Raw genomic sequence first — 22,714 nt, 5'->3', positions numbered from 1 at the left:
TCACTCTTTGGCAAGATTTACGGGAAAATAACTTCACTGAATTTGGCACTGGGTGTTAGCACTTCCATTTTGGCGAGACGGATTAATTCGACTTGCTGCCGCGTATCGCTATCGATCACCAGGCATTCATTTTTCTCGGGTGAATTGACAATATCGATGGCTTTTCCTTCGATAATTTGATCGTTTTTTAAGATGAGTTTCAGCTGGTAGCCGTACATGCAAGCAACCTCCACAAAATCATGAAGATCGCATGAAATTGCGTCTTGAGTCATGGTGATGAATCCTTAAATGATAGTATGAGGGCATAATATACACGATACTAAAGCCGCAAAATCAAATTATGGAAATTCTAAAAACACTGGGTTTATTCACCGTTACTGCGCTCGCTGAAATAATCGGCTGTTATCTGCCGTACCTCTATTTGAGAGGAGGCAAGCCGTTCTGGCTGCTTTTCCCCGCAGCGGTCAGCTTGGTAATATTTGTTTGGTTATTGACACTGCATCCGCAAGCGGCTGGCCGTGTCTATGCCGCTTATGGCGGTGTTTATATCTGTGTGGCGCTGATGTGGTTGTGGGCGGTCGATGCTATCCGCCCGGCAATGACGGATTGGATTGGAGTAAGTATCTGCCTGATCGGGGTAATCGTGATTATGTACGGAAGACAACTGGACCGGTATTTATAGCAAAACTGACTGGCGTATTCCGGTGTGACAAGTTGTTTTCCGAGCAGTTATTTGATTTTTCTTATCTGCTCCTGCTTGATAATGTAGCGTTGAATCATCGCTTCCATGCTGGCTGCCAGTTCAATGAATTGACATCCTGCGCGCATGCAGTTTTGTCCGTTACGCAACGTGATTTCGTAGGTATTTTTTACCTGAATGGTGACCGTGATGGTTCCGATTTCGGGAAGGACGATTACGCAATCGCTATAGATCATGCCTGGATCAAAATCAATGATTGGATGGTGATCAATCACGGCGATTCCGCCGCAGCTGATATCGAGTAATGCCACTTCAGCTTTTGTGGATGCGTCCTTTCCTGGAATTGGAATGACGCATTTAAGCGGTTTGGCGATGGGAGTGGTAATGCGGAAATGATTTCTTCTTTGTATGCGTAACAGTGATTTAGGAATATTGACTGCGAAAGCATCTTTACCGTCATACTGAATTTTTCTGATTTGATCGCAAACAAATTCAATTTTTACTCTATTTTGCGTGGTTACAAAGACCAGTGCTTTGGAATGCAGTGCTTTCTGGCAATGTTTGTCATCGATGCCATAATCAATCACCATTTCTTTTTTGTTCGTGTCGATCGCGAGGATTGAAGTTAAAATAAAATCACTGGCGTAATCGGGATAGAGAGTGATTAATGAATTTGTTTGCATAATCCCTCGAAGAATAAAGAGAATATCGATTTCCGAATGGATGCGGAAATTCTCGCTCATTTCTTCTCGAGAGAATTGAGTGGGTGTAAATACGGTAGGCTCTTCAGTGACTTGGTCGGATGTATGCAACATTATTAATTCTCCAGAATTTTCTGTGTAATCTTTTTGTTCAGGCTATTTGCGGTTAAAGTTGCTTTGCCTTGCTCCAATTTGTAAAGCCATGCTAATAATTCCGCCACAGCGAGGTAAAGTTGGGGCGGAATTCGATCGTCAAGGTTCACTTGCATGAGTAGCGCGACCAGTTCACTCGATTCATGAACATAGATTCCAGTTTCTTTGGCGCGTTTAATAATCTCTTGGGCAATCAGACCGCGGCCTTTTGCAACGACTTTAGGGGCAATTTGCCCTTCGCGATAAGCGAGTGCAACTGCAGTAAGGTAAGACTCATTCTCCATCACACTCGACCTCTACCGCGCGAATATTTAACCCCGCAGATTGCATGCCGGTGGCGAGCGGTAATTGATTACCTTTCAATAAACCGGCAGTTTCTAATTGCGCGGCGTTCAGTTTGATGCTGATGCCATTTGCACTCAGCGCAATGTTGGCGGTAATATCACCCAGCTGCGGCATCGATAAACGAAGCTGTGTACGCCACTGCGCTGCTTGATCGAGCTCATTTTCCTGCGCCTTTTCGTCTGCGGGCTGTTCATGAATATCCCATTCCATCGACTGACCTTGCCAGACTTCTCCGCGCCAAAGCAGATGACCGGTTTCCAAGGTGGTCAGCTGTTGTTGCACTAGCGGGATTGCTTGGGTGTGCACCGGCATCTCCGGACTTAACGAAGCCGCTGCAGCAACTTTGGCAGTAGACAAATCAGCTGTGACCAGCATTAATTTTCCTTGAGGTTCTTGCTGCAAGTTTTCAAGTGTATTTTCTCCATTAACCCATTGCGCTTGGTGTGATTCATAGAATAAACCACTTTGCACAATTGCTTTTTGCAATAAACTGGGTAAATCAGTGCTATTTATTGGCGCGCTGGTCAGAATAGGAGCGGAACTGCTGAGTGATTGCGTGGTCTGGGTATCCGGCGCATCTGCTGGCGCTTGCTTCAGGATGTTTTGCATCAGCGCTCCCAAGAAACGTCCAGTGGTACTTATGGATGTATTATTTGTTTCATTATCTGATGGCGTATCGCTCAAGGCCAGAAACTCAAGCTTTGGTTCATTCGAGATGAAAACGAGTTGCAGTTTGTTACCCGGTTGAAAATTTTCAGGCAGGCGCATTTGTAATGACCTGCCTGCAACCAATACCCGTGAATCACCATTCAACAAGCGCGATTCAACTAATGCTTGATACTTTTGACCTTGTATGAACTCTGCGGGAGAGGTTTGTGAGTCGAGTATCGCCGTTACGGGCGTAACGGGGGGGGGTGGCTTGATTTGATTAGAAATTGCTGCTACATCTGTTTTAATTATGGTCGGAATCACGACAACTCATCTTAAATCTAAATAATGAGTTGGAAAAATTCTGAGTGCGGCATATTGTTTCTAATGTGTATTTATAGATTGCTAACGGGTTGATAAGCTAGTTGAAGATTACGTGTACGGCTATTCGTGTAGAGCATATCTTGCAATTTCATCATCCATGGCTCTGTGATCGCTCTGATTTGCGCATCATCAGCTAATATTTGATGGATAATTTTCACTTTCTTTTGAAGTAATTCTTCGTCTAATATGGGCTCCTGATCGTTCTTAATGAGTACTTCGGTTAACTGCCTGCATTCTTGTTCCAATTGTATCAATTGATCCCATTCGCTATTTTGAGCTGCCGCCAGCATTTTTCCAGTGGTTGCTAAAATAGCATCATATGTTTTCAGTGTTTGTACACTATCCATTTATCTTTGTACCCTTATTTTTATTTCAGAATTGTGAGCTAGACTGCGACTGCTTTGATTGCGGTTTGTGTTTCACCGGTTTGCCCAATTTCTTTCCAAGCGCTATGCAATTCAGATAGCAATTTGCTGACTTCGTTGACAATTTCAAGATTATTTTGGATATTGGCAACCAGAAGTCGATATGCCATGTAATCGTAGAGTGCTTGAAGCTTAACTGCTAGATCACCACCGGCGTTCATGTCCAAGCTTGCTTTTAGGCCGTGATCAATGATCATAATAGCTTTTGAGATCATTTGCCCTTTCTCTGCAATTTCATTGTGGTGCATGTGCATTTTGGCTTTTGCCAAAGCTTCTTGCGCACCTTCGAATAACATCAAGATGAGCTTGTGCGGATCGGCCGACTCAATTCCTGTTTCAACACCAACGCGTTGGTAAGCGGATATCGCACTATTCATGGCTGTATACATTTTGTACTCCTTTATTTATTGACGAGACTAGTTGCTGGTTATTCCGATTTTGGCAATCTGGATAATTGCTGTTGTAAAAAATTGCTGGTTTGAGTCATGCTGGCAATGGTTGTATCCAATGCGGTAAATTGAGCGCGTATTCGTTTTTCTGTGTCAGCAAGGCGCTGAGTTAAAGTTTCTCGTTGTGTTCCTATATCTTTGATAGACGAATTTATACCATCAATGCGACTGTCAATTAGCTGGCCATTCAGCATTCCTCCCACCAATTTGTTCAATTTCGCTGCAAAACCATGCGCGAAATCTATATCCCCTCTTGCACCTGTGCTGCCTCCAGTTATTTTGAGTACGAGTCCGCTGCTATCAGCGGCGCCGGTTAGAGTTTGGCCAGAACCTGTTGCAGTGACGCCATTTATAGTGCCAGCTACGTTTACTCCTGCAGTTTCAACGGGTGTGCCAAATAAATCCGATTTGCCATTTCCACCTGTAATGGATACGGTTGAGGCAGAACCATAACGATCTGAAGTAATAGCTAGATTTCCAGCAGACTGACTCACTGCTACTTTGACTCCTGCAGAGGAAATTGCAGATGTGCCATTAATTCTTGATCGAATCTCAGCTGCCAGAGAGGTTGCCGTATAAGTACCGGCTGCAAGGGTTATACTGGCATTAACGCCATCAATGGTGAGATTCAGTGAATCATTAACTCCCGTATTAATGGTTAATGCTGCCGCAGTACTACCAATTGCGGTACCTTGTGTTGCAATTTGGCTGATATTCAGTGCATATTTGCCATTGACGGTTTCGGGTTTAGCGCTGGTAAATGAGACGAGACTGTCGCTGGTTTTTCCAACAGAGGCAAATAGAGTTGAGATATCTTTGGTTGGATCATTCAGTGCCTTTGATAGCTTAGCTGAATCCAACTTAAGTGTTCCATCTGACTGAAAGGAAATACCGGTTTCTGATAATAAGCTTAAACCTCCACCTGCAGTAGTCAATGGATCAGAAATTGCACTACGTATGCGTGTTTGAATTGATCTAACTGTTGAATCCCCAGTTAAAATTGATGCTTGCTTTGTTGCTGCATCATATTTCGAGAGATCAACGATCGTCTTGTTTAAATCGTTAAAGGATTTTACAAATGATGACACAACATTTTGAATGCTTGCTGTATCTCGCGATAAATTTAAGGTAGATGTGGTGCCAGGATTTGCTTTTAATAAATTTAATGTGACGCCCTCAATAGCATCCGTGATATTGTTTGATGCTTTGCTAATTGAGATACCATCGATAACCAGTGTGGCATTGCTAGCAGCCATCGTTTGAGTCATGTTAGTCGTGCCGCTAGTCGATGCATCATAAACAAGCTGGGAGAGTCCAGCGTTATCCGTATTGTTCCCATCGGTATCAGTCGCAGTTATTTTCAGAGCATTACTTAAACCAGTATCTTGAGATGCAACAACTAAGCGATTGCCTGTTCCATCATTGACTATACTGGCGTTTACTCCCGCATTCGCTTGATTAATTGCGTCACGAATACCAGATAGCGATGAATTGCTTGGGGAAATGATAATAGACTGTGCAGCTTTATCCGGATTAAGCGTAAATGTACCGCTATTGTATGTGCCAAATTGTATCGTTAAAGTGCCGCTACCGACTGTGGCGCTGGTATTTGCAAAGTTAGCCGATTTTAATTTTTGAGCTAGAGCGAGTGTTTGGATTTCTACAGAATGACTTCCAGTGACTGCTGACGATGATGCGCTTGCACTGGCCAATGTTGTATCAGAAAAATTAGCCATGACGGCGGTAAATTTTGCCGGGTCGGACAGTGCTACAAGGTTGCTCTGAAATGAAGATAATGCCCCTTTCAAAGTACCAAAAGCAGTTAACCGGGTTTGCTGTTTAGCTTCTTTGGCATCAAGAGCAGTAAGTGGCTGGCTTTCCGCCGTCATTAACTTACTGACTATGCCATTGACATCTAAGCCTGATCCGATTCCTGGAGATGAAAGCATTTCTGAGCTCTATCCAATATGATTGTAATTATGCTTTTCCGTTGAATAACAATCCTTGGACTTTGTCTAAGGTGCGGGCTATTTCAACAGCTTCTTCTGATGGAATCTGGCGGATAATTTCTTCGGTATGCACATCCATTACTTTAATAATTGTTTTCCCAGTATCCTCATCAATTGAAAATCGCAAGTTGTGTGCCAGATTATCCACAGTGCCTTGAATTTTTTGAACAGCCTCATTAACTTGATCTTCGGATCTCGGGCTACTATTAACTCTAGGGTCTGCGGTTGAGACGGGTGATACAACTACATCTGCATTAGATGTGGATAATTTTCGAGATGTCGATAATGGTGGCGAAGACGGTGGAAGTGCGCCGACAGTATTTATTTGATTGATAGTCATGTTGTAACTCCTTAAAGTTGAGAGAAACGCGGAATATTTCTTGAATTCCGCGTTCTATCAGCTTTATTTAATACGAAATATCATCTGTTACGATCTACTTAACGTAATAGTGATAAAACGTTATTGGGTAGTGAATTTGCTTGCGCCAGAATCGCTACACCGGCTTGTTGCAGAATTTGTCCGCGCGTTAGGTTGGCAGATTCTGCGGCAAAGTCAGCATCTTGAATCCGGCTGCGAGAAGCAGACAGATTTTCCGATGCTGTTTGCAGGTTTGCGATGGTCGAACTGAAACGATTCTGAATTGCACCCAAATCACCGCGTGAGCTATTGATGGCTTTTAAAGCTTCATCCAATGTTTTAATTGCTGTCTGTGCGTTGGTTCCGGTAGAGATATCCAAAGTGGCAACAGAGTTAAAAGAACTGGAAGTAGCACCGAATACATCAGCATTTCCGCCACTGACAGATATCTGACCGCCAGCACTAGCGAGTTCGACAGTACCCGTAGCAATTGTAGAATCGGTTGCTGCACCGCCTGTTAATGTAGTTGTGGTTGCGCCAGAAACTACATTGGCTGTTTTTGTTGCGCCAGTATTATTGAAGTCCTGGATTCCTATGTCTCTACCATCAGCTGTCGTCAGTGTAATAACTGATTTGTTAGTAGGAGATGAAAATGAAGCGGTAACGCCAGTTAACGATTGCAATCCATTGATAGCAGATGCTAAGCCACTTAGATCGGAAGTGTCAGTAACCGTGGCGGATACAGTGTTGCCGTTTAAATCGAAGGATACTGTACCAGCGGAAGCAATACTGCCTAATGTCGCGCTATTGGTGGCTGTTGCCGTAATACCTATGCTGGAAGCAGAAGAGTTAATGGCAGCGGCTATCGCTTTTGCGTCAGATCCTACTGCGTAACCAATATTGCCTGTGGCTCCTTTATTATTGGAAAGCACCAAGGCGGCCTCAACCGTAACGCCATTACCCGCTGAGTTATCGGCACCGGCTGCAGTTGTTGTATTTACAGCAGTTCCATTGGTGGTCAATATATGACTGCCTAATGCGGTAGCGCGTGCATCCGAGATTGAAGAAATATTAATGGTTTGGTTTGCATTAGCGCCGACCTGGAAGCTTTGGTTAAGGAAAGAGCCATCCAGCAAATTCAGACCGTTAAATTGAGTCTGACTGGCGACACGGGTTACCTCAGCACTTAATTGAGAGGCTTCAGCTTGTAGTGAGGCGCGATCACTGGCACTATTGGTTGCGTTGGCGGATTGTACTGCCAGTTCGCGAATACGTTGCAAGTTGTTGCCGATTTCGCCCAGCGCACCTTCGGCGGTTTGCGATAGAGAGATGCCATCGTTCGCGTTACGTACAGCTTGGTTTAAACCGCGAATTTGTGAAGTCATCCTTTCCGAAATCGCCAGACCTGCAGCGTCGTCTTTAGCGCTATTGATACGTAAACCGGATGATAAACGTGTCAATGATGTATTTAACGCGGTTTGTGAAGTATTTAAGTTACGTTGTGCATTTAATGAGGCTACATTAGAGTTAATGATTTGTGGCATTTGGGTTCTCCTTTTTGATAACTATTTGTTTTGGCATAATTGCCATTTACGACGTTGGCTGCCCTGCAATCCAAGAGGGTGTGTAACCACCGTTGATTGCAGTTATCGGAAATCATTTTGAAAAGTTTAGGATTTTACTTTCATGGTTTTTGTCCAATTGATTGGTTAATATGAGCTATTCATGGTATAAAATGATTTTTTCTCGTAAAATTATCTTGTAAAATTGGGAATATATTCAGTCAGTTAATTTGACAAGTTAAGAGAAGTTATATGTTATATCGACTTCAACCGGTAATATGCTGAGATGATTAATGAAGAGAAACTGAACATACTGATGATCGAAGATTCCGAGAAGGATATCGATCGGGTGTTGCAAATACTTTCGCAAGGCGGTTTTAAAATCGATTGCCTGTGTGTTAGTACGGCTGAAGCTTTGCATGATGCACTGATGATCCGCGACTGGAATGTGGTGCTATCGGATTATGATTTACCTCGACTGAGCGCTCAGGAAGTTTTGCAAGTCATAAAAAGCAAAGAGCTCGATATACCGCTGATTATCATATCCAGTCACGTAGGTGAGGAAGCAGCCGAACATATCATGGCTTTAGGTGCTTATGATTTCATAATGAAATCAAATCTGGCCCGATTGGTACCGGCAATCCGGCGCAGCTTGCATGAAGTTGAGAATTATCAGCGTTTTATCACCACACAGACTGCGCTACAGAAGAGCGAAGCGCTTTTTCAAGTGATCACCTCTAATCTTCCTGGCGTGGTATTTCAATTTTTATTATCGGGTAATCATCAGGCAAGCTTTCCGTATGTGAGTGATGCCAGTGAGACATTATTGGGATTGTCGCCCCAGATGCTGATGGATAGACCGGAACTGTTTCCGGAATTGATCTTGCAAGAAGACAAAAAAACTTATCATCAGTTAATGATTACCTCTGCGGAGCAGCTATCAACCTGGAACTGGGAAGGCTGTATTCAGGTAAAAGGTGACAGTGATATCAAATGGATCAGCCTGCGTGCTACGCCTAGGAGAGTGTCGGATAATGCAACACTCTGGGATGGCATCATGATTAACATTACGCGTAATAAGCTGGCGGAGAGAGAAATCGCGCGCTCCCGCGAACAACTGGCGGAATTATCGTCTTATCTGCAAAGAGTGAAGGAACAAGAGCGTGCGCGTATTGCGCGCGAAATTCATGACGATATCGGGGGAACATTAACTGCCATTAAATGCGAGTTGTTTCCCTGCATGGACTCAACGGCGAGAAAGCAGGAATTTTATCAACAAAAAGCAAAATCGGTCGAATCGCTTGTGGATCGGGTGATTGATAGTACCCGGCGGATTTCTCTTGATTTGCGTCCGGGTATTTTGGATTGCGGCATAGTAGCGGCTGTTCAATGGCAAGCAAAAGAATTCAGTGACCGGAACGGTATTGCCTGTAAAGTTTCGTGTGAAGAAGATGAAATATCGTTAGACTCAGATTTGGCGATAGCGATTTTCCGTGTTTTTCAGGAAACGCTGACGAATATTTCCAAGCATGCCAACGCTTCCCGGATACAAGTAAAGCTCATTGAACTAGAAGGACTGGTTTTGCTTGAAGTGATAGATAATGGCCGCGGTATTACCGATATCGATATGGAAAAACAGGATTCATTCGGAATAAGAGGCATGCGTGAACGCTGTCAGCAATTGAAGGGCAATTTTCATATATCCGGAGATAAGGGAAAAGGAACGAAAGTGACTATTCTCATACCTACAGGTAACCCGGAATATCAATCCGGGCATGTGAATGGATTGGAGAGTGGATTGGAACGGCCGGTGCCGCTAGAAGCAGTGAAGAAAAAAAAGAAGGTTTCTCGGCTCTAGAAGCCGGAGGTATCCATGATAAGTGTGATGATTACTGATGATCATGCAATTGTTCGTCAAGGTCTAAAACAGATACTGAGCGAAACCGATGACATCAAAGTAACCGGTGAGGCAGAGACGGGATTCCAAGCAATCAAAATTGCACGGCAGCAAGATTTCGACGTCATGCTACTGGATATTTCTTTGCCAGACAGAAATGGTATTGAAATTCTGAAGCAAATAAAGAAAGACAGGCCAAGCCTGGCCGTTCTCATGCTCAGCATGCATAACGAACACGAATTTGCAATTCGTGCACTCAAAGCGGGTGCATCCGGTTATCTCAATAAACAAAGCGCACCCGCTCAACTGGTAGTCGCAATCCGGCAAGTAGCCGCTGGTGATAAGTATGTGAGTCCGGTGGTGGCGCAAGAACTCGCGAATATCATCAACACGGATGTCGACAAACCCCTTCACACCACGTTATCCGACCGGGAATATCAAACCTTATGTTTTATTGCCGCGGGCAAAACATTGTCGGAGATATCGGCCGAGATGTTCCTAAGCCCCAAGACAGTCAGCGTATATCGGGCCCGCTTGCTGGAAAAACTCAAACTAACTAATAATTCGGAGCTTATACGCTATGCGATTAAAAATAGATTGGTCGACTGATTTTTCATTGCTGTTGCGGGGAGTCAATTTTTAATCCATTTTTCCGGTTTTCTCGTCGGATCATGATCAAGATTTGTGCCGCTCGGCCGATACTTTTGAACTCTATGAACTGTTGCTAATACAGTAATAAATTCTGGCCAATTTTATGAAGCAATCAAAAGACTCCAACCCAACCATCATAGCCCGTGAAACTCTGCGGCAGCTTGCAACGCTTAGAATTCCTCCGACTCCTGATAATTACCACAAATTGTATAACCAGATTTCAGGTAACTCAGAAGAAAGTACCAATTCAGCGATTGCGAGTTCAGTAAGTCTCGAATCTCCCATGGAGAATACAATTGTCGATACCGTACCAGCCTGGGGAGAGACAATAGAAGCGCTGTTGAAACAATTGGAAAGCAAGCACGGCACGCTGACAACCGCGAAGAAAAAAGAGGGTGTGAATCGGGTTCTGGTCAAGTTTTCGAAAGATTCAAAACAGTTGCACAATAAGCTAAAGGCGCTGATCGATTCGTGGGGTACATTGGCTGCTGCGTCTCAAGAGTCAAGTACTGCGATCGAAGTAGAAGATGCGATTGCACAAACCGGTGCGGACCTGGAAGGTGCGCGACCCAAGCCATTCGCGGTAGAGTCAAGCTCTTCGGTCAGCCATGTTACTGATCAACTGCTGGAGCTGCTGGCGCAAGTGCTAGAGCAAGTTATTGCCGTGCAAGTAAATGATACGGGGCTGGCGGATGAAGCCAAAGTGCTGGCTAATCAAGTCCGAAAGATTGAAGAGATGACCGAAATGGAGCGGTTTACCGGGGAGTTCAAGCAATTCTGCCACAGATTTGATGAGTACGGCGAGAGCGGCCGGAAATTGCAGCAGGGGTTGCTCAATCTGCTCAATATGCTAATGAAGAGTACGGGCGAATTGCTGGCCGAAGACCAATGGGTTGGCGCGCAGATCAATAAACTACGCGCAACGATATCCGGACCGTTGGATCTTCAAGTCATCGAACAAGCCGAGCATTATCTGGAAGAGATCACACAGAGGCAGGAAATTATCCGGCGCAACTTGAGTGAGGCCAAGCTGACCCTGAAAAAGATGGTGACTTCACTGATTACCAATATCGAAGAACTCAGCGATACGACCGGAGGGTATCAGGAAAAACTTGAACAATATTCCGAGATAATCAGTAAAACGGATGATATAAAAGAACTGAATCAACTGCTGGTGCAGATCATGGAAGAAACCAAGCAGATGCAAAAAAGCGCGCTCAATTACCGTAATGATTTTCTGGCGGCGCGTGCCGAAGTGAGTCTGGCGCAGGATAAAATCAATCAGCTCGAAACCGAATTGCAGGAAATGGGCGAAAAGGTTCATGAAGACCATTTGACCGGGATACTGAACCGGCGTGGCTTGGATACTGCTTTTGAGCGAGAGACCTCCCGGTCAATACGCCATGAGACGCCATTGTGTTTTGCGTTGCTAGATATTGATAATTTCAAACTGTTGAATGACACCCATGGTCACAAAGTGGGGGATGATGCCTTGGTTTATCTGGTTGAATCCGTTAAGGACACGACACGTCCCGAAGATGTCGTGTCACGCTATGGCGGTGAAGAGTTTGTGATTTTGCTGCCAAACACAAGTCTTGAAGAAGCGACTCAGATTCTATCCAGAATCCGGCGCAATCTAACCAAAAAGTTCTTTCTGCATGAGAATAAGCGGTTACTCATAACTTTTAGCGCCGGTATTGCGCAGTTGCAAGCGGGCGAATCTCAGGAAAGTGTTTTCAAGCGAGCCGATGAAGCTTTATATCGTGCAAAGAAAGGCGGTAAGAATCAAATCATCATCGCTGATTAATTTTTTAACATTCTGTTAGTTATAGTATTTATTCTTTCTGTCGGTAAATAGCACCGATTTCCCTTTTTATTCATTCAATCCATTCATGGACTGCTCTGTTAACGTTACTGACATGGCAGTCTATACCGGAATGGGTTCTCCTTCGCAATCCAACGAATTATCCCCCGAACTGGCGTAGCCTGGCACTTAATGATGTCAATTGAGGAGGATAGCCATGCAAGAAGCTACTAAACAGAAAAGAATGCTGAGATTGGTTAAATCAACAAATGCTATTAAAAGTGAGCAGAAACCTATGATTGATTCTGAGGACTATTACAAGCAAGTAGAACGATATGCCGAGCAGATTCGTAAAACAAATAACGCTGATGAGATCATCGGGATTCTTGACATTGTATTATCAGAAACCCGGGGACTGAGATTTAGTGATGAAGTTTTCACCGCGCAGGAGCAAGTAAAGCGCGCGGAACAGAAGATTGAATCTCTGAAGAGTGAGCTGGAACAGTTAAGAGGGCTTGTGCAAACGGATCAGATGACCGGTGCATTCAATCGCCGTGGCTTAGAGGATATTTTTAAGCGCGAAGCCGCTCGGGCAGACCGTAATGCGCAATCCTTGGGGGTCGTACTGGTTGATCTGGATAACTTTAAACAAATCAATGACAACCTCGGCCATCAATATGGCGATAGTGTGTTGATCAATTTTGTTACAGTAGCCAAAGAAACACTTCGGCCTTCCGATATTGTGGCGCGTTTTGGCGGAGAAGAATTTGTCATCTTGTTGCCCGATGTTGAGATGCAAGATGCGCTGACTGTTATTCAGCGGATACAAAATAACTTGACAAAGAATTACTCAATTCAAGCAGATAACCAGACATTGCCGATAACGTTTAGTGCCGGTGTCGCGCTACGTTCGTTTGGCGAACATCAAAATTCAGTCATAAGCCGAGCGGATAAGGCGCTTTATCAAGCGAAGCGCACAGGAAAAAATCGCGCTATTCCTGCATTGATCTGACGAACTCAAACAAAATTTTCATGAGTGAGAGTTTTGCTGTGACCAAGCCGGGATTCTCATCAACAGTGTGCATGAATAATAAAAAAATACTTAAGAAACGTGTAACACAGCCGATGAGTTAAAACTTTTATACAAAAAAGATAAATTAACGCGGGGGAATAAATGGAAGGTTTTTTTCTTGGGCGGCAGCCAATTCTAGATCGTAATCAAAATCTTGTTGCATTTGAGTTACTGTTTAGACAAGAAGAAACTGAAGAGTCGGTCAGAATTACAGATGATTTATCCGCATCAGCAAATGTCATTATCAACGCTTATTGCCAGTTAGGAATCCAGAATGTATTAGGGAAGCAGCGTGGTTTTATCAACGCCAATCCTGAGTTGGTGATGAGTGACATTATCAGTTTATTGCCTAGTAAGCATGTCGTGTTAGAAATAAAAGAAACGGCAACGGTAACACCAGAATTTATGCAGCGCTGTAATGAGTTGAAGCAAAAAGGATATCAGTTTGCGCTGGATAATATTGTTGAAATGAATAGCAAGGTTGAGCAATTGTTGCCTGTGGTGAGTGTAGTGAAAGTAGATGTGCTTGCACTTGAGCAAAATGCACTTACAAAGTTGGTTACCGAATTAAACCGCTGGCCGGTATTGCTTCTGGCACTGAAAGTGGAAAGCCGGGAACAAGAGAAATATTGCATGCAATTGGGTTTCCAGATGTTCCAAGGCTATTATTTCGCAAAGCCTGAAGTAATGGCAGTAAAACGCGCCGATCCAGGCAAGCTTTCATTGCTGAAGCTGCTGACATTGGTCATGGGTGACAGTGATATCGAAGAATTAGAGCGGGAGTTTAAGCATCAACCCGGTTTGAGCTACAACCTGATGCGCATGGTAAATTCAGTTTCAAGCGGATTGCCTCAGAAAATTAATTCCATCAAACATGCAATCATGATCTTAGGGCGCAAGCAACTGCAAAGATGGATACAGCTGTTGCTTTATACCGCAAATCAATCCGACGATAGTATGTCGAATGCATTAATGCAAACAGCAGCGGCACGTGGGAAATTGATGGAGTTAATTGCAACAGCGGAACGTCCTCATGACAAAAATCACCAGGAAAGAGCATTCATGGTGGGAATATTATCGCTGCTAGATGTATTGCTGGGCATTGAAATGCAACAAATTACTGATAGGCTGGGAATTCCGGATGACATGAGTCAGGCATTATTGACCCGGGAAGGGCGTTTAGGTCAGGAACTGAAACTCATTGAAGCCAACGAAAAAGGTGAAATTGCTGCAATTCAATCGATTCTGTCGGAGTTGGGTTTTTTAAGTTTAAGCGAACTAGCTGATATCGAGATACAAGCGATTGAATGGGCAAATCGGATTGGTGAGGCGGCTAATTAAAATGAAGTTTCTCTATCCAAGAAAAAGCGTTGGGTGCTTATTTCTGGCCAGTGCATACCGTGGTTTTTTATTCTTCAGATACTAAAGTTATTCTGGTTAATGTCGTTAACTTGTTGAGTATAAATAATTTCATGATCTTGTGAAAATCTCTGATAAGTATTCATTGAGACGTTTCCTTGATTCCTGTGAGCCGGGAGTGTAAGCAAACATAGATTAATAAGTAGCAAGTTTGCTGAGTTGAATGGCAGTTTAATAGCTTCGATCAAGACGAGCGACGGGGAGAAAGTTATGGCTGAGCTGCGAGCAGCTGAGGGCAAATCTGATAGCCAAGTAACACATCAATCAGCGTTGATGGAGCGGGATGGTGTGTTATGTAATGCTGAAGCTGACGAATACTTTATGAGTATCAAGGAAGAATTAAATCAGGTTGACCGGCTGGTAAGTGATGCAGTGAATAATCTGGTTATTAATTTTGGATATATCAGTAATTTGACCAAATCACATCATGAAATGGTTTTGGCTATTGAAAAAATGGCCGCCCCTGAAGGAAGTAAACCCATATTGGAACTGCTGGAGAAACAGATGGTTATTGCTGATAAGATCGAGCAAGAGCTGGAAATGGCTGTTACTTCACTACAGTTTGGTGATCTAGTAACGCAATTGCTTGCGCATACTACGCGCCAAGTGGAGGCGTTGAATATTGAACTGCAACGCATTGAGCGACAAGGAAGCTGGAAAGAAAATGCGGGTAAAAACACGTTAGGCACAATACATGAAGGAATTTCTAAAGCAGTAAATATGGCAAAAACTAAAGGCAAGAGAAAGCCAGTTGTGCAGCAAGGTATGCAGATGGGTGATATTGAGCTGTTTTAGTGTGCATATTTTTATCAAACAAATTAACAATATTAGCAATAGGAGTGAGATAAATGGCTAAGACAATACTTGCAGTGGATGATTCTGCTTCCATCCGGCAGATGGTTGCTTTTACGCTTAAAGGCGCCGGATATGAGGTCATTCAAGCAGTCGATGGTCAAGATGCATTAGACAAAGCTAATTATCATCAGGTTAATTTGGTGCTAACTGATATCAATATGCCACGAATGGATGGGCTTAAATTACTGGAGCTGCTTCGTAAATTGGCGCACTACAAGAATATTCCTATCTTGATACTAACGACTGAATCCGGTGATGAAATTAAAGCAAAAGGCAGAGCGGCAGGTGCTACTGGTTGGCTCGTAAAACCATTCGATCCGAAAAGATTGCTGGAAGTAATCGGTAAAGTAATTGGTTAGATATTTATATTTCCGAGTGGATTAGTGGGTTGCTGACACATATTTTATTTGAAAAGTTAAGTATTTATTGCCGCTATTTTCTCGCTTCTTTAGGGTGTTAACCTAACAACTCAACGTGAAACAGGTTATCTATGAGTACAGATCTCGAACAGTTTTATGAAATATTTTTTGAAGAATCCTCAGAGTTGCTTGCGGACATGGAAGCATGCCTGCTGAGGCTCGATGTAAATTCACCCGATTTGGAAGACTTGAACGCTATATTTCGTGCAGCGCATTCTATCAAGGGTGGTGCTGGTACTTTTGGTTTTACAGATATGACGGAGATGACGCATATGTTGGAGACATTGCTGGATAGATTGCGCAAAGGTGAGCTTGCAGTACGGAGTGAGATGGTAGATGCTTTTTTGAGAGCCGGTGATGTCATTAAGGCGCAACTAGCAGGTCATCGTGGAGAAGGCGAAGCGGATCCCGCAGTTGCGGCGGAAGTTTGTGAAGAACTGAAAAAACTGAGTGATGAAACACAAGTTCCGGCACCTTCTGAAACCGTGGCGGATTCCGGCATTGGAATGAAAGCTATCCCAGTAGAGACCGATATTGGAGTGTCATCTAATGTTGCGATTAGCGAGGCTGTCTCAGAGCGTGATGTAGCGAAACTGACTTTTCGAATAGAGTTCTCCAGTTCAGGGATGGGTGATGCGGCAGTTGAAAACTTATTTGCTAACTTGAAACGCTTAGGTAGTCTTGGGGATATAACCTCGGTAGGCGGAAAAGATCATAAACTGAAACTTACGACTGCCAGTAACGAAGAAGATGTTTGGGAAACGTTGGCATTTGTTGTTGATCCAGCAAACCTAAAGATCGAGGTTGCAACCCAGTGTGTTGTAGAGCCTCATTCTAGTGACGAGGATTCCGCTGCAGAGCCATTTGCCGGTGAAGATGAGTTTTCAATAGCAAGTATGCCGCCTGCACCTGGTTATGGTTTTTTTCCTGGAGCTCCAGCGGCACCCAAAGATTTCGATGACTCAGAATCACAGCTAAGTTCAACGCCTCAGCAAAATATTCATGGCAATAAGAATGAAACGCAGAATGTAACAAATAAGCCTTCGAGCAAGGTAAGTGCCTCGGCTTCCGCCAGCGAGACTTCATCGATACGGGTCAGTATAGAAAAAGTTGATCAGATGATTAATCTCGTGGGTGAATTGGTGATTACCCAGGCAATGCTGGCGCAGACAGCATCGCAGCTTGATCCGGTGGTTTTTGAGAAATTGCTAAGTGGAATGAGCCAGTTAGAAAGGAATACGCGGGATCTGCAGGAGTCTGTAATGTCGATCCGAATGATGCCGATAAGCTTTGTATTCAGTAGATATCCACGTGTTGTGCGCGATCTGGCGGCAAAATTAAATAAACGCGTTGAACTGAAAACTGTCGGTGAAAATACTGAACTTGATAAAGGTCTGATCGAGAAAATTGCCGATCCATTAACTCACTTGGTAAGAAATAGTCTTGATCATGGCATAGAAGTAGCCGAGAAGCGTATTGCGGCGGGTAAGCCTGCGCAAGGCACGATTACATTACGTGCTTTTCACCAAGGCGGCAGCATTGTTATAGAAGTTAGCGATGACGGTGCCGGTTTGAATCGAGGAAAAATTCTCGCCAAAGCCAAGGAACGTGGTTTGCCAGTGAGTGATGGTATGTCTGACCAAGAAGTTTGGTTGCTGATTTTCGAAGCGGGCTTTTCTACCGCAGATATAGTTACTGATGTGTCTGGCCGTGGTGTTGGGATGGATGTTGTGAAACGCAATATTCAAAGCATGGGCGGACGCATTGATATTGAGTCGGCGCTTGGTGTGGGTACACGCATATCTATCCGATTACCATTAACGCTGGCAATTCTTGATGGATTGTCAGTGGCAGTCGGCGATCAAATGTTTATTGTGCCGCTCAATTACATTATTGAATCTATGCAACCGACAGCTAATGATATCAAAACAGTCAGTGGTCATGGGCGTGTAGTGCAAGTTCGCGGTGAATATTTACCTGTAATTGCACTACATGAAGTTTTTAACTTGCATCCGAATGTGACTGCAGTACATGAAGGAATTCTGGTGATCCTTGAAGCCGAAGGACACAAAGCGGCATTGTTTGTGGATGATTTAATCGGACAGCATCAGGTTGTAATTAAAAGCCTGGAAAGTAATTATCGCAGAGTACAGGGTGTTTCTGGTGCGACAATTATGGGCGATGGTAAAGTTGCGCTTATTCTGGATACTGCTGCGCTTGTGTTGGCATGCCAACAAGAAATGGTATAGACCGATTGGATAGTTGATATTTTTATACCTAGATAATTTATTAATCAGGAGTGTTTACCATGTCTCAAGAGCAAGCAGCGATTACTACTTCTAATCCAGTCAATCCACATACCAATCAAATGGCGAATGAATTTCTGACCTTTCGTTTAGGAAGCGAAGAATACGGGATAGAAATACTTAAAGTGCAAGAGATAAGAGGCTATGACGCCATAACGCAGATAGCGAATGCTCCTGAATTCATTAAAGGTGTAGTGAATTTGCGAGGAATAATCGTCCCGATCATAGATATGCGGATTAAATTCCAGTTGGGAAGTGCGACGTACGATCAATTTACCGTAGTGATAATTTTGAACGTAGCAGGCCGGGTGATGGGGATCGTTGTGGATGGAGTATCTGATGTAATCACACTGGGGCTGGAGCAGATGCGTCCTGCGCCGGGATTGGGATCGGTGATTGATACGGAATATATTATGGGACTGGGGACAGTTGACGAACGCATGCTGATATTGATTGATATCGAAAAAATGATGAGCAGCAGCGATATGGGGTTAATAGAGCAAACGGTCAATTAGAGAATAGTTGCTCCGGAGCGGAAATCTTAAGAAGAAACGAAGCATACAATTGGTGATTGTCAAGTTATCGGTTCACGTATAGGACTGAAGAAAGCTGTAAGAAATTGGGTGCAAAATTCGTTACTGGCTAAAGACTATGCCTTTGAATTATCTGCTTCATGATGACAATAGATAAGACTAATTATATATCGTTGTTTATTCAGTTGATTAATACATTCTGTCTGATAAAAAGTGGCGAGGCTCCAGGGTCTAATACTGCGAAGAATAACAGTAAAGCAGTATTTATTAGAATTCAAATGGATATATTATGGAAATGATTTTGGGTGGTGACGAAAGCTCTGATAGCAGGATACGTGAGTATGCTTTTACTCAGGCTGATTTTGATCGTATCAGAAAACTGATATATAACCATGCGGGCATCTCACTCTCCAAAGGCAAACAAAATATGGTTTATAGCAGACTTGCCCGGCGTCTGCGTGCCAACGGTCTGACGAGTTTTCATGAGTACCTTAATTTTCTGGAGTGTGGAAATCCTGAAGAGTGGGAAGCGTTTACGAATGCTTTAACTACTAATTTGACAGCTTTTTTTCGTGAGCAGCATCATTTCCCGATTCTTGAGAAGCATGTAGAAAAGCGAAAGAATCAGGGCAAAATTCAACTCTGGTGTAGTGCATCGTCAACTGGCGAAGAGCCTTATTCAATGGCAATGGCGATGGTGCAGGCATTTAAGACATTTTCACCCCCAGTGCACATTCTTGCAACGGATCTGGATACCAATGTTCTTGCAAAAGCGCAATTGGGTATTTATTCATTGGATAAGCTGGAAAAAATACCCCAAGAAAAACTTAAACAATTTTTTCTTAAAGGCAAAGGGCATCACGCCGGATCGGCGAGAGTACGTCCTGAATTGCGGAATATGATTACATTCCGGCAACTGAATTTGCTTGATGAAAACTGGCCGATTCGTGGTCCTTTTGATGCAATATTCTGTCGTAATGTAATGATTTATTTTGATAAACAAACTCAATATAAAATTTTGAAAAAATTTGTACCACTTCTGGCGCCGGATGGATTGTTGTTTGCTGGTCATTCAGAGAGCTTTCAGCATGCAGTTGATTTGTTTAAATTGCGTGAGAAAACCGTTTATGAGTTAGCTAATAAACAGAGGTAATCGTATGGCTGAGATCATCGATGATCAAGTTGCTACCAATTTGTACTTTGATAAGAGTTTCAATAATCAGGCTGTTAAGCTGCTTCCAGGTGAATACTATGTTACGGATAAGGATTTACTGCTCGTAACCGTGCTTGGCTCATGTGTTGCGGCTTGTATCCGAGATAGTTATAGCGGTATCGGCGGTATGAATCATTTTATGCTTCCGGATGGCGGAGGAGATGCGGGTAGTCCGCTAAATGCTTCAGCCCGTTATGGCACTTATGCCATGGAGATACTGATCAATCAGTTATTGAAGCTGGGTGCCCGCCGAGGAAATCTCGAAGCAAAAGTATTCGGCGGTGGTAACGTTCTGGATGGGTTGACAGTCGCCAATGTCGGACAACGGAATGCGGATTTTGTCTTGAAGTTTTTACAAACAGAGAAAATAAAAGTCGTAGCACAGGATCTGGTTGATATTTTTCCGCGCAAAGTCTATTTCTTCCCAAAAAGCAGCAAAGTAATGGTAAAAAAATTACGCAATATACATAACCCGACTATTTCCGAGCGTGAAAAGGATTATAGGCAGCGTCTGCACAAGGTTGATAGCGGTGGAGATGTGGAATTATTTTCCTAGCTTGAACCTGTTTCATGAAATACGTTGAGTTTTTATTATGAAGAAGATAACAGTTATCGTTGTTGACGATTCGGCGCTTATTCGTAAGCTATTAACTGAGATAATTAATAGCCAGTCCGATATGGAAGTCATTGGAGCAGCTGCTGATCCGCTAGCAGCACGGGAAATGATCCGGGAGTTGAATCCGGATGTGCTGACGCTGGATGTCGAGATGCCCAAAATGGACGGGCTTGATTTCTTGGAGAAATTAATGCGACTGAGGCCGATGCCTGTGGTAATGGTTTCAACATTAACTGAGAAAAGTTCCGATGTGACATTACGTGCGCTTGAATTGGGCGCGGTTGATTTTGTGGCCAAACCCAAAATCGATATTGCATCGGGACTAAAAGAATATGGTAGTGAAATCGCCAATAAAATCCGTATTGCGAAGTCTGCGAGACTCAAGCGAAATGCATCCCCATCGGTTACCAAAAGTGCAACTGCGGATGCAGTATTGCCATCCATTGCGAATCGAATTGCCTCGACAGAGAAGTTAATCATCGTGGGGGCTTCTACCGGCGGTACAGAAGCCATCAAAGAATTTCTAATTCGTATGCCACCTGATTCACCGGGGATCCTGGTTACTCAGCATATGCCGGAAGGATTCACAAAATCATTTGCCAATCGTTTAAATAGCCTGTGTAAGATATCCGTGGTTGAAGCCCAAGGGGGTGAAAGGGTGTTGCCAGGACATGCATTTATCGCACCTGGGCACTCGCACTTATTGCTCAAGCGCAGCGGTGCCAACTATATGACGGAATTAAATCAGGGAGAGCTGGTCAGTCGACATCGGCCATCGGTTGATGTACTATTTCGCTCGGTTGCAAATTGCGCAGGAAAAAATGCTATCGGTGTGATTTTAACGGGCATGGGAAAAGATGGCGCGGCCGGAATGCTGGAAATGCAGAAGTCAGGGGCATATAATTTCGCCCAAGATGAAGCCAGCTGCGTTGTTTTTGGGATGCCGAAAGAAGCGATTGCAGCAGGTGGAGTCAATGAGGTTGTGTCATTAAAAGATATGGCAAGGTCTGTTTTGTCAAAAATCTCGAGTATGGGATCACACGGTAATCGCGTATAATCACCGTAAGAACTTACTTTTTAATTTGCTATAAAGTAAAAGTGCTTTATCAATGAAAAGGATTATCTCTCGGCTTATTATATTTATTGGCATCAGCTTCTTAGTGAGTTGTGGATCACTTCAGGAAAAACCTTCGGTAAAACAAGGCTCGCGTCCACCAGTCAATAAATCAACGGATTCCGGCCACATTAAGAAAGCACTCTATTCTCAATTTAATGAATGGCAGGGGGTGCGGTATCAGCGTGGGGGACTCAGTCAGCGCGGAATCGATTGTTCAGGTTTTGTGCATTTGACATTCAAATCAAAACTTGGAATGCATCTTCCTAGAACAACCAGAATGCAGATGATGGTTGGGAAAGAAATCAGGAAAAACGATTTGAAGGCGGGTGATCTGATATTCTTCAAAACGGGCCCAAGCTCAAATCATGTTGGAATATATTTGGAAAAAAATAAATTTCTACATGCCTCAGAAAAGAAAGGCGTCACAATATCCCGGTTGGACCATGTTTACTGGCAATCCAACTATTGGAAATCGATTCGCATATAAGCGAAAAAATAAAAAATAGTATCTTCTGATTCAATTCAAGCAAATCCAGCATAGTGATATCCTTGTCACCTTAACAAGGTTGATAAGAAGATAGCTTGCCCTTGTTTCATGTGTGCCACCAACGTAACGTGACTGCATCAAATCGCGAGAAAATACAATGAATGAAGAAATTAAACAAAGAATTCAGAAAAGAGAAAACTGGCAGCGTGGGCTTTTTATGTTTTTTTTCATGTTTATCTACGGATTTTCTAATTCATTGGTTATTGGTATCTTATTTTTCCAGTTTGCTACGTTGATATTAACCGGGAAAACGAATGAATTTTTGCTTGGGTTCAGTCAGAGTCTAAGCATCTATATCCATCAAATCATTAACTTCCTGACTTTTAACAGTGAGCAACGCCCGTTTCCGTTCAGTACGTGGCCAAACGCCAGCGATACTCGCGATATGATTAAAGATAGCAGTAAAAACGACTAATTCATTGTTCTTCTGATATTTATCTGATTTTCCTTTTGACTGATTCAAACAAATTCCTATCCAATTTCGGCGTATTCTTTGGTTACGGTCGCATTTTTGCCGGACACCGCACTCAG

General features: G+C 43.4%; 24 protein-coding genes. 15 read left to right on the top strand and 9 right to left on the bottom strand.

The features are described from left to right. Nucleotides 1–17: 17 nt before the first annotated feature. Complete coding sequence (locus tag BLU57_RS07450; RefSeq protein WP_090318592.1) at nt 18–272, bottom strand: Rho-binding antiterminator; 255 nt, start codon at nt 270–272, stop codon at nt 18–20. Between the two features lie 68 nt (nt 273–340). On the opposite strand from BLU57_RS07450, the gene BLU57_RS07445 reads away from it, so the two are divergent. Continuing rightward, a complete protein-coding gene (locus BLU57_RS07445) occupies nt 341–682 on the top strand; it encodes a YnfA family protein (RefSeq protein WP_090318589.1) in 342 nt (113 codons plus the stop codon). A gap of 47 nt (nt 683–729) precedes the next feature. Here BLU57_RS07445 and BLU57_RS07440 read toward each other — a convergent pair whose 3' ends face one another. The 8 genes from BLU57_RS07440 to BLU57_RS07405 form a co-directional block, all read right to left on the bottom strand. Beyond that, nucleotides 730–1,515 (bottom strand): flagellar brake protein, encoded by a 786-nt coding sequence (locus tag BLU57_RS07440; protein ID WP_090318586.1) that lies wholly within the window; start codon nt 1,513–1,515, stop codon nt 730–732. A 2-nt stretch (nt 1,516–1,517) separates the two neighbouring features. Beyond that, nucleotides 1,518–1,838 carry an EscU/YscU/HrcU family type III secretion system export apparatus switch protein gene (locus BLU57_RS07435; protein ID WP_090318583.1) on the bottom strand — a complete coding sequence of 107 codons (321 nt, stop codon included), beginning with the start codon at nt 1,836–1,838 and terminating at the stop codon, nt 1,518–1,520. Continuing rightward, the gene (gene fliK / locus BLU57_RS07430) at nt 1,828–2,871 is read right to left on the bottom strand and encodes a flagellar hook-length control protein FliK (RefSeq protein ID WP_090318580.1); all 1,044 of its coding nucleotides are present in this window, start codon (nt 2,869–2,871) and stop codon (nt 1,828–1,830) included. The genes BLU57_RS07435 and fliK overlap by 11 nt, the downstream gene beginning before the upstream one ends. 71 nt (nt 2,872–2,942) lie before the next feature. Next, nucleotides 2,943–3,278 (bottom strand): flagellar protein FliT, encoded by a 336-nt coding sequence (locus BLU57_RS07425; RefSeq protein ID WP_090318577.1) that lies wholly within the window; start codon nt 3,276–3,278, stop codon nt 2,943–2,945. 38 nt (nt 3,279–3,316) lie between these two features. Then, nucleotides 3,317–3,745, bottom strand: a complete 429-nt coding sequence (gene fliS / locus BLU57_RS07420; RefSeq protein WP_090318574.1) for a flagellar export chaperone FliS — start codon at nt 3,743–3,745, stop codon at nt 3,317–3,319. A 38-nt stretch (nt 3,746–3,783) separates the two neighbouring features. Continuing rightward, nucleotides 3,784–5,754, bottom strand: coding sequence for a flagellar filament capping protein FliD (gene fliD, locus BLU57_RS07415; RefSeq protein ID WP_090318571.1), 1,971 nt, complete (start codon nt 5,752–5,754; stop codon nt 3,784–3,786). A 28-nt stretch (nt 5,755–5,782) separates the two neighbouring features. Then, nucleotides 5,783–6,154, bottom strand: a complete 372-nt coding sequence (locus BLU57_RS07410; protein WP_090318568.1) for a flagellar protein FlaG — start codon at nt 6,152–6,154, stop codon at nt 5,783–5,785. A gap of 98 nt (nt 6,155–6,252) precedes the next feature. Beyond that, a complete protein-coding gene (locus tag BLU57_RS07405) occupies nt 6,253–7,716 on the bottom strand; it encodes a flagellin N-terminal helical domain-containing protein (RefSeq protein WP_090318565.1) in 1,464 nt (487 codons plus the stop codon). Nucleotides 7,717–8,020: 304 nt separating this feature from the next. On the opposite strand from BLU57_RS07405, the gene BLU57_RS07400 reads away from it, so the two are divergent. The 14 genes from BLU57_RS07400 (at nt 8,021) to BLU57_RS07335 (ending at nt 22,598) form a co-directional block, all read left to right on the top strand. Continuing rightward, nucleotides 8,021–9,592 (top strand): hybrid sensor histidine kinase/response regulator, encoded by a 1,572-nt coding sequence (locus tag BLU57_RS07400; protein WP_090318562.1) that lies wholly within the window; start codon nt 8,021–8,023, stop codon nt 9,590–9,592. 15 nt (nt 9,593–9,607) lie between these two features. Continuing rightward, nucleotides 9,608–10,240: a response regulator gene (locus BLU57_RS07395; RefSeq protein WP_090318559.1), complete on the top strand. Its 633-nt coding sequence runs from the start codon at nt 9,608–9,610 to the stop codon at nt 10,238–10,240. A 325-nt stretch (nt 10,241–10,565) separates the two neighbouring features. Beyond that, nucleotides 10,566–12,089, top strand: a complete 1,524-nt coding sequence (locus BLU57_RS07390) for a GGDEF domain-containing protein (RefSeq protein WP_256206177.1) — start codon at nt 10,566–10,568, stop codon at nt 12,087–12,089. A gap of 214 nt (nt 12,090–12,303) precedes the next feature. Continuing rightward, nucleotides 12,304–13,098, top strand: a complete 795-nt coding sequence (locus BLU57_RS07385) for a GGDEF domain-containing protein (protein WP_090318553.1) — start codon at nt 12,304–12,306, stop codon at nt 13,096–13,098. Between the two features lie 162 nt (nt 13,099–13,260). Continuing rightward, nucleotides 13,261–14,499 carry an EAL and HDOD domain-containing protein gene (locus BLU57_RS07380; RefSeq protein WP_090318548.1) on the top strand — a complete coding sequence of 413 codons (1,239 nt, stop codon included), beginning with the start codon at nt 13,261–13,263 and terminating at the stop codon, nt 14,497–14,499. Nucleotides 14,500–14,787: 288 nt separating this feature from the next. Then, on the top strand, nt 14,788–15,372 hold the full coding sequence (locus BLU57_RS07375; RefSeq protein ID WP_090318545.1) for a hypothetical protein: 585 nt from the start codon (nt 14,788–14,790) through the stop codon (nt 15,370–15,372). A gap of 53 nt (nt 15,373–15,425) precedes the next feature. Next, nucleotides 15,426–15,791 (top strand): response regulator, encoded by a 366-nt coding sequence (locus BLU57_RS07370; RefSeq protein ID WP_090318542.1) that lies wholly within the window; start codon nt 15,426–15,428, stop codon nt 15,789–15,791. A gap of 131 nt (nt 15,792–15,922) precedes the next feature. After that, on the top strand, nt 15,923–18,100 hold the full coding sequence (cheA, locus tag BLU57_RS07365; protein ID WP_090318539.1) for a chemotaxis protein CheA: 2,178 nt from the start codon (nt 15,923–15,925) through the stop codon (nt 18,098–18,100). 59 nt (nt 18,101–18,159) lie between these two features. After that, the gene (locus tag BLU57_RS07360; RefSeq protein WP_090318537.1) at nt 18,160–18,672 is read left to right on the top strand and encodes a chemotaxis protein CheW; all 513 of its coding nucleotides are present in this window, start codon (nt 18,160–18,162) and stop codon (nt 18,670–18,672) included. Nucleotides 18,673–18,979: 307 nt separating this feature from the next. Then, on the top strand, nt 18,980–19,843 hold the full coding sequence (locus BLU57_RS07355; RefSeq protein WP_090318534.1) for a CheR family methyltransferase: 864 nt from the start codon (nt 18,980–18,982) through the stop codon (nt 19,841–19,843). Between the two features lie 4 nt (nt 19,844–19,847). Further along, the gene (gene cheD / locus BLU57_RS07350) at nt 19,848–20,459 is read left to right on the top strand and encodes a chemoreceptor glutamine deamidase CheD (protein WP_090318531.1); all 612 of its coding nucleotides are present in this window, start codon (nt 19,848–19,850) and stop codon (nt 20,457–20,459) included. A 37-nt stretch (nt 20,460–20,496) separates the two neighbouring features. Beyond that, nucleotides 20,497–21,576 carry a protein-glutamate methylesterase/protein-glutamine glutaminase gene (locus BLU57_RS07345; RefSeq protein ID WP_090318528.1) on the top strand — a complete coding sequence of 360 codons (1,080 nt, stop codon included), beginning with the start codon at nt 20,497–20,499 and terminating at the stop codon, nt 21,574–21,576. 52 nt (nt 21,577–21,628) lie between these two features. Further along, a complete protein-coding gene (locus BLU57_RS07340; protein WP_090318525.1) occupies nt 21,629–22,123 on the top strand; it encodes an NlpC/P60 family protein in 495 nt (164 codons plus the stop codon). 157 nt (nt 22,124–22,280) lie between these two features. Continuing rightward, complete coding sequence (locus BLU57_RS07335; RefSeq protein ID WP_090318522.1) at nt 22,281–22,598, top strand: DUF4389 domain-containing protein; 318 nt, start codon at nt 22,281–22,283, stop codon at nt 22,596–22,598. The last annotated feature ends 116 nt before the right edge of the window (nt 22,599–22,714 follow it).

It is taken from the genome of Nitrosomonas oligotropha, assembly GCF_900106555.1.
Lineage (GTDB): Bacteria > Pseudomonadota > Gammaproteobacteria > Burkholderiales > Nitrosomonadaceae > Nitrosomonas > Nitrosomonas oligotropha_A.
The sequence above is the reverse complement of the archived record's forward strand: the minus strand, read 5'-3'. Positions and strand labels throughout refer to the sequence as shown.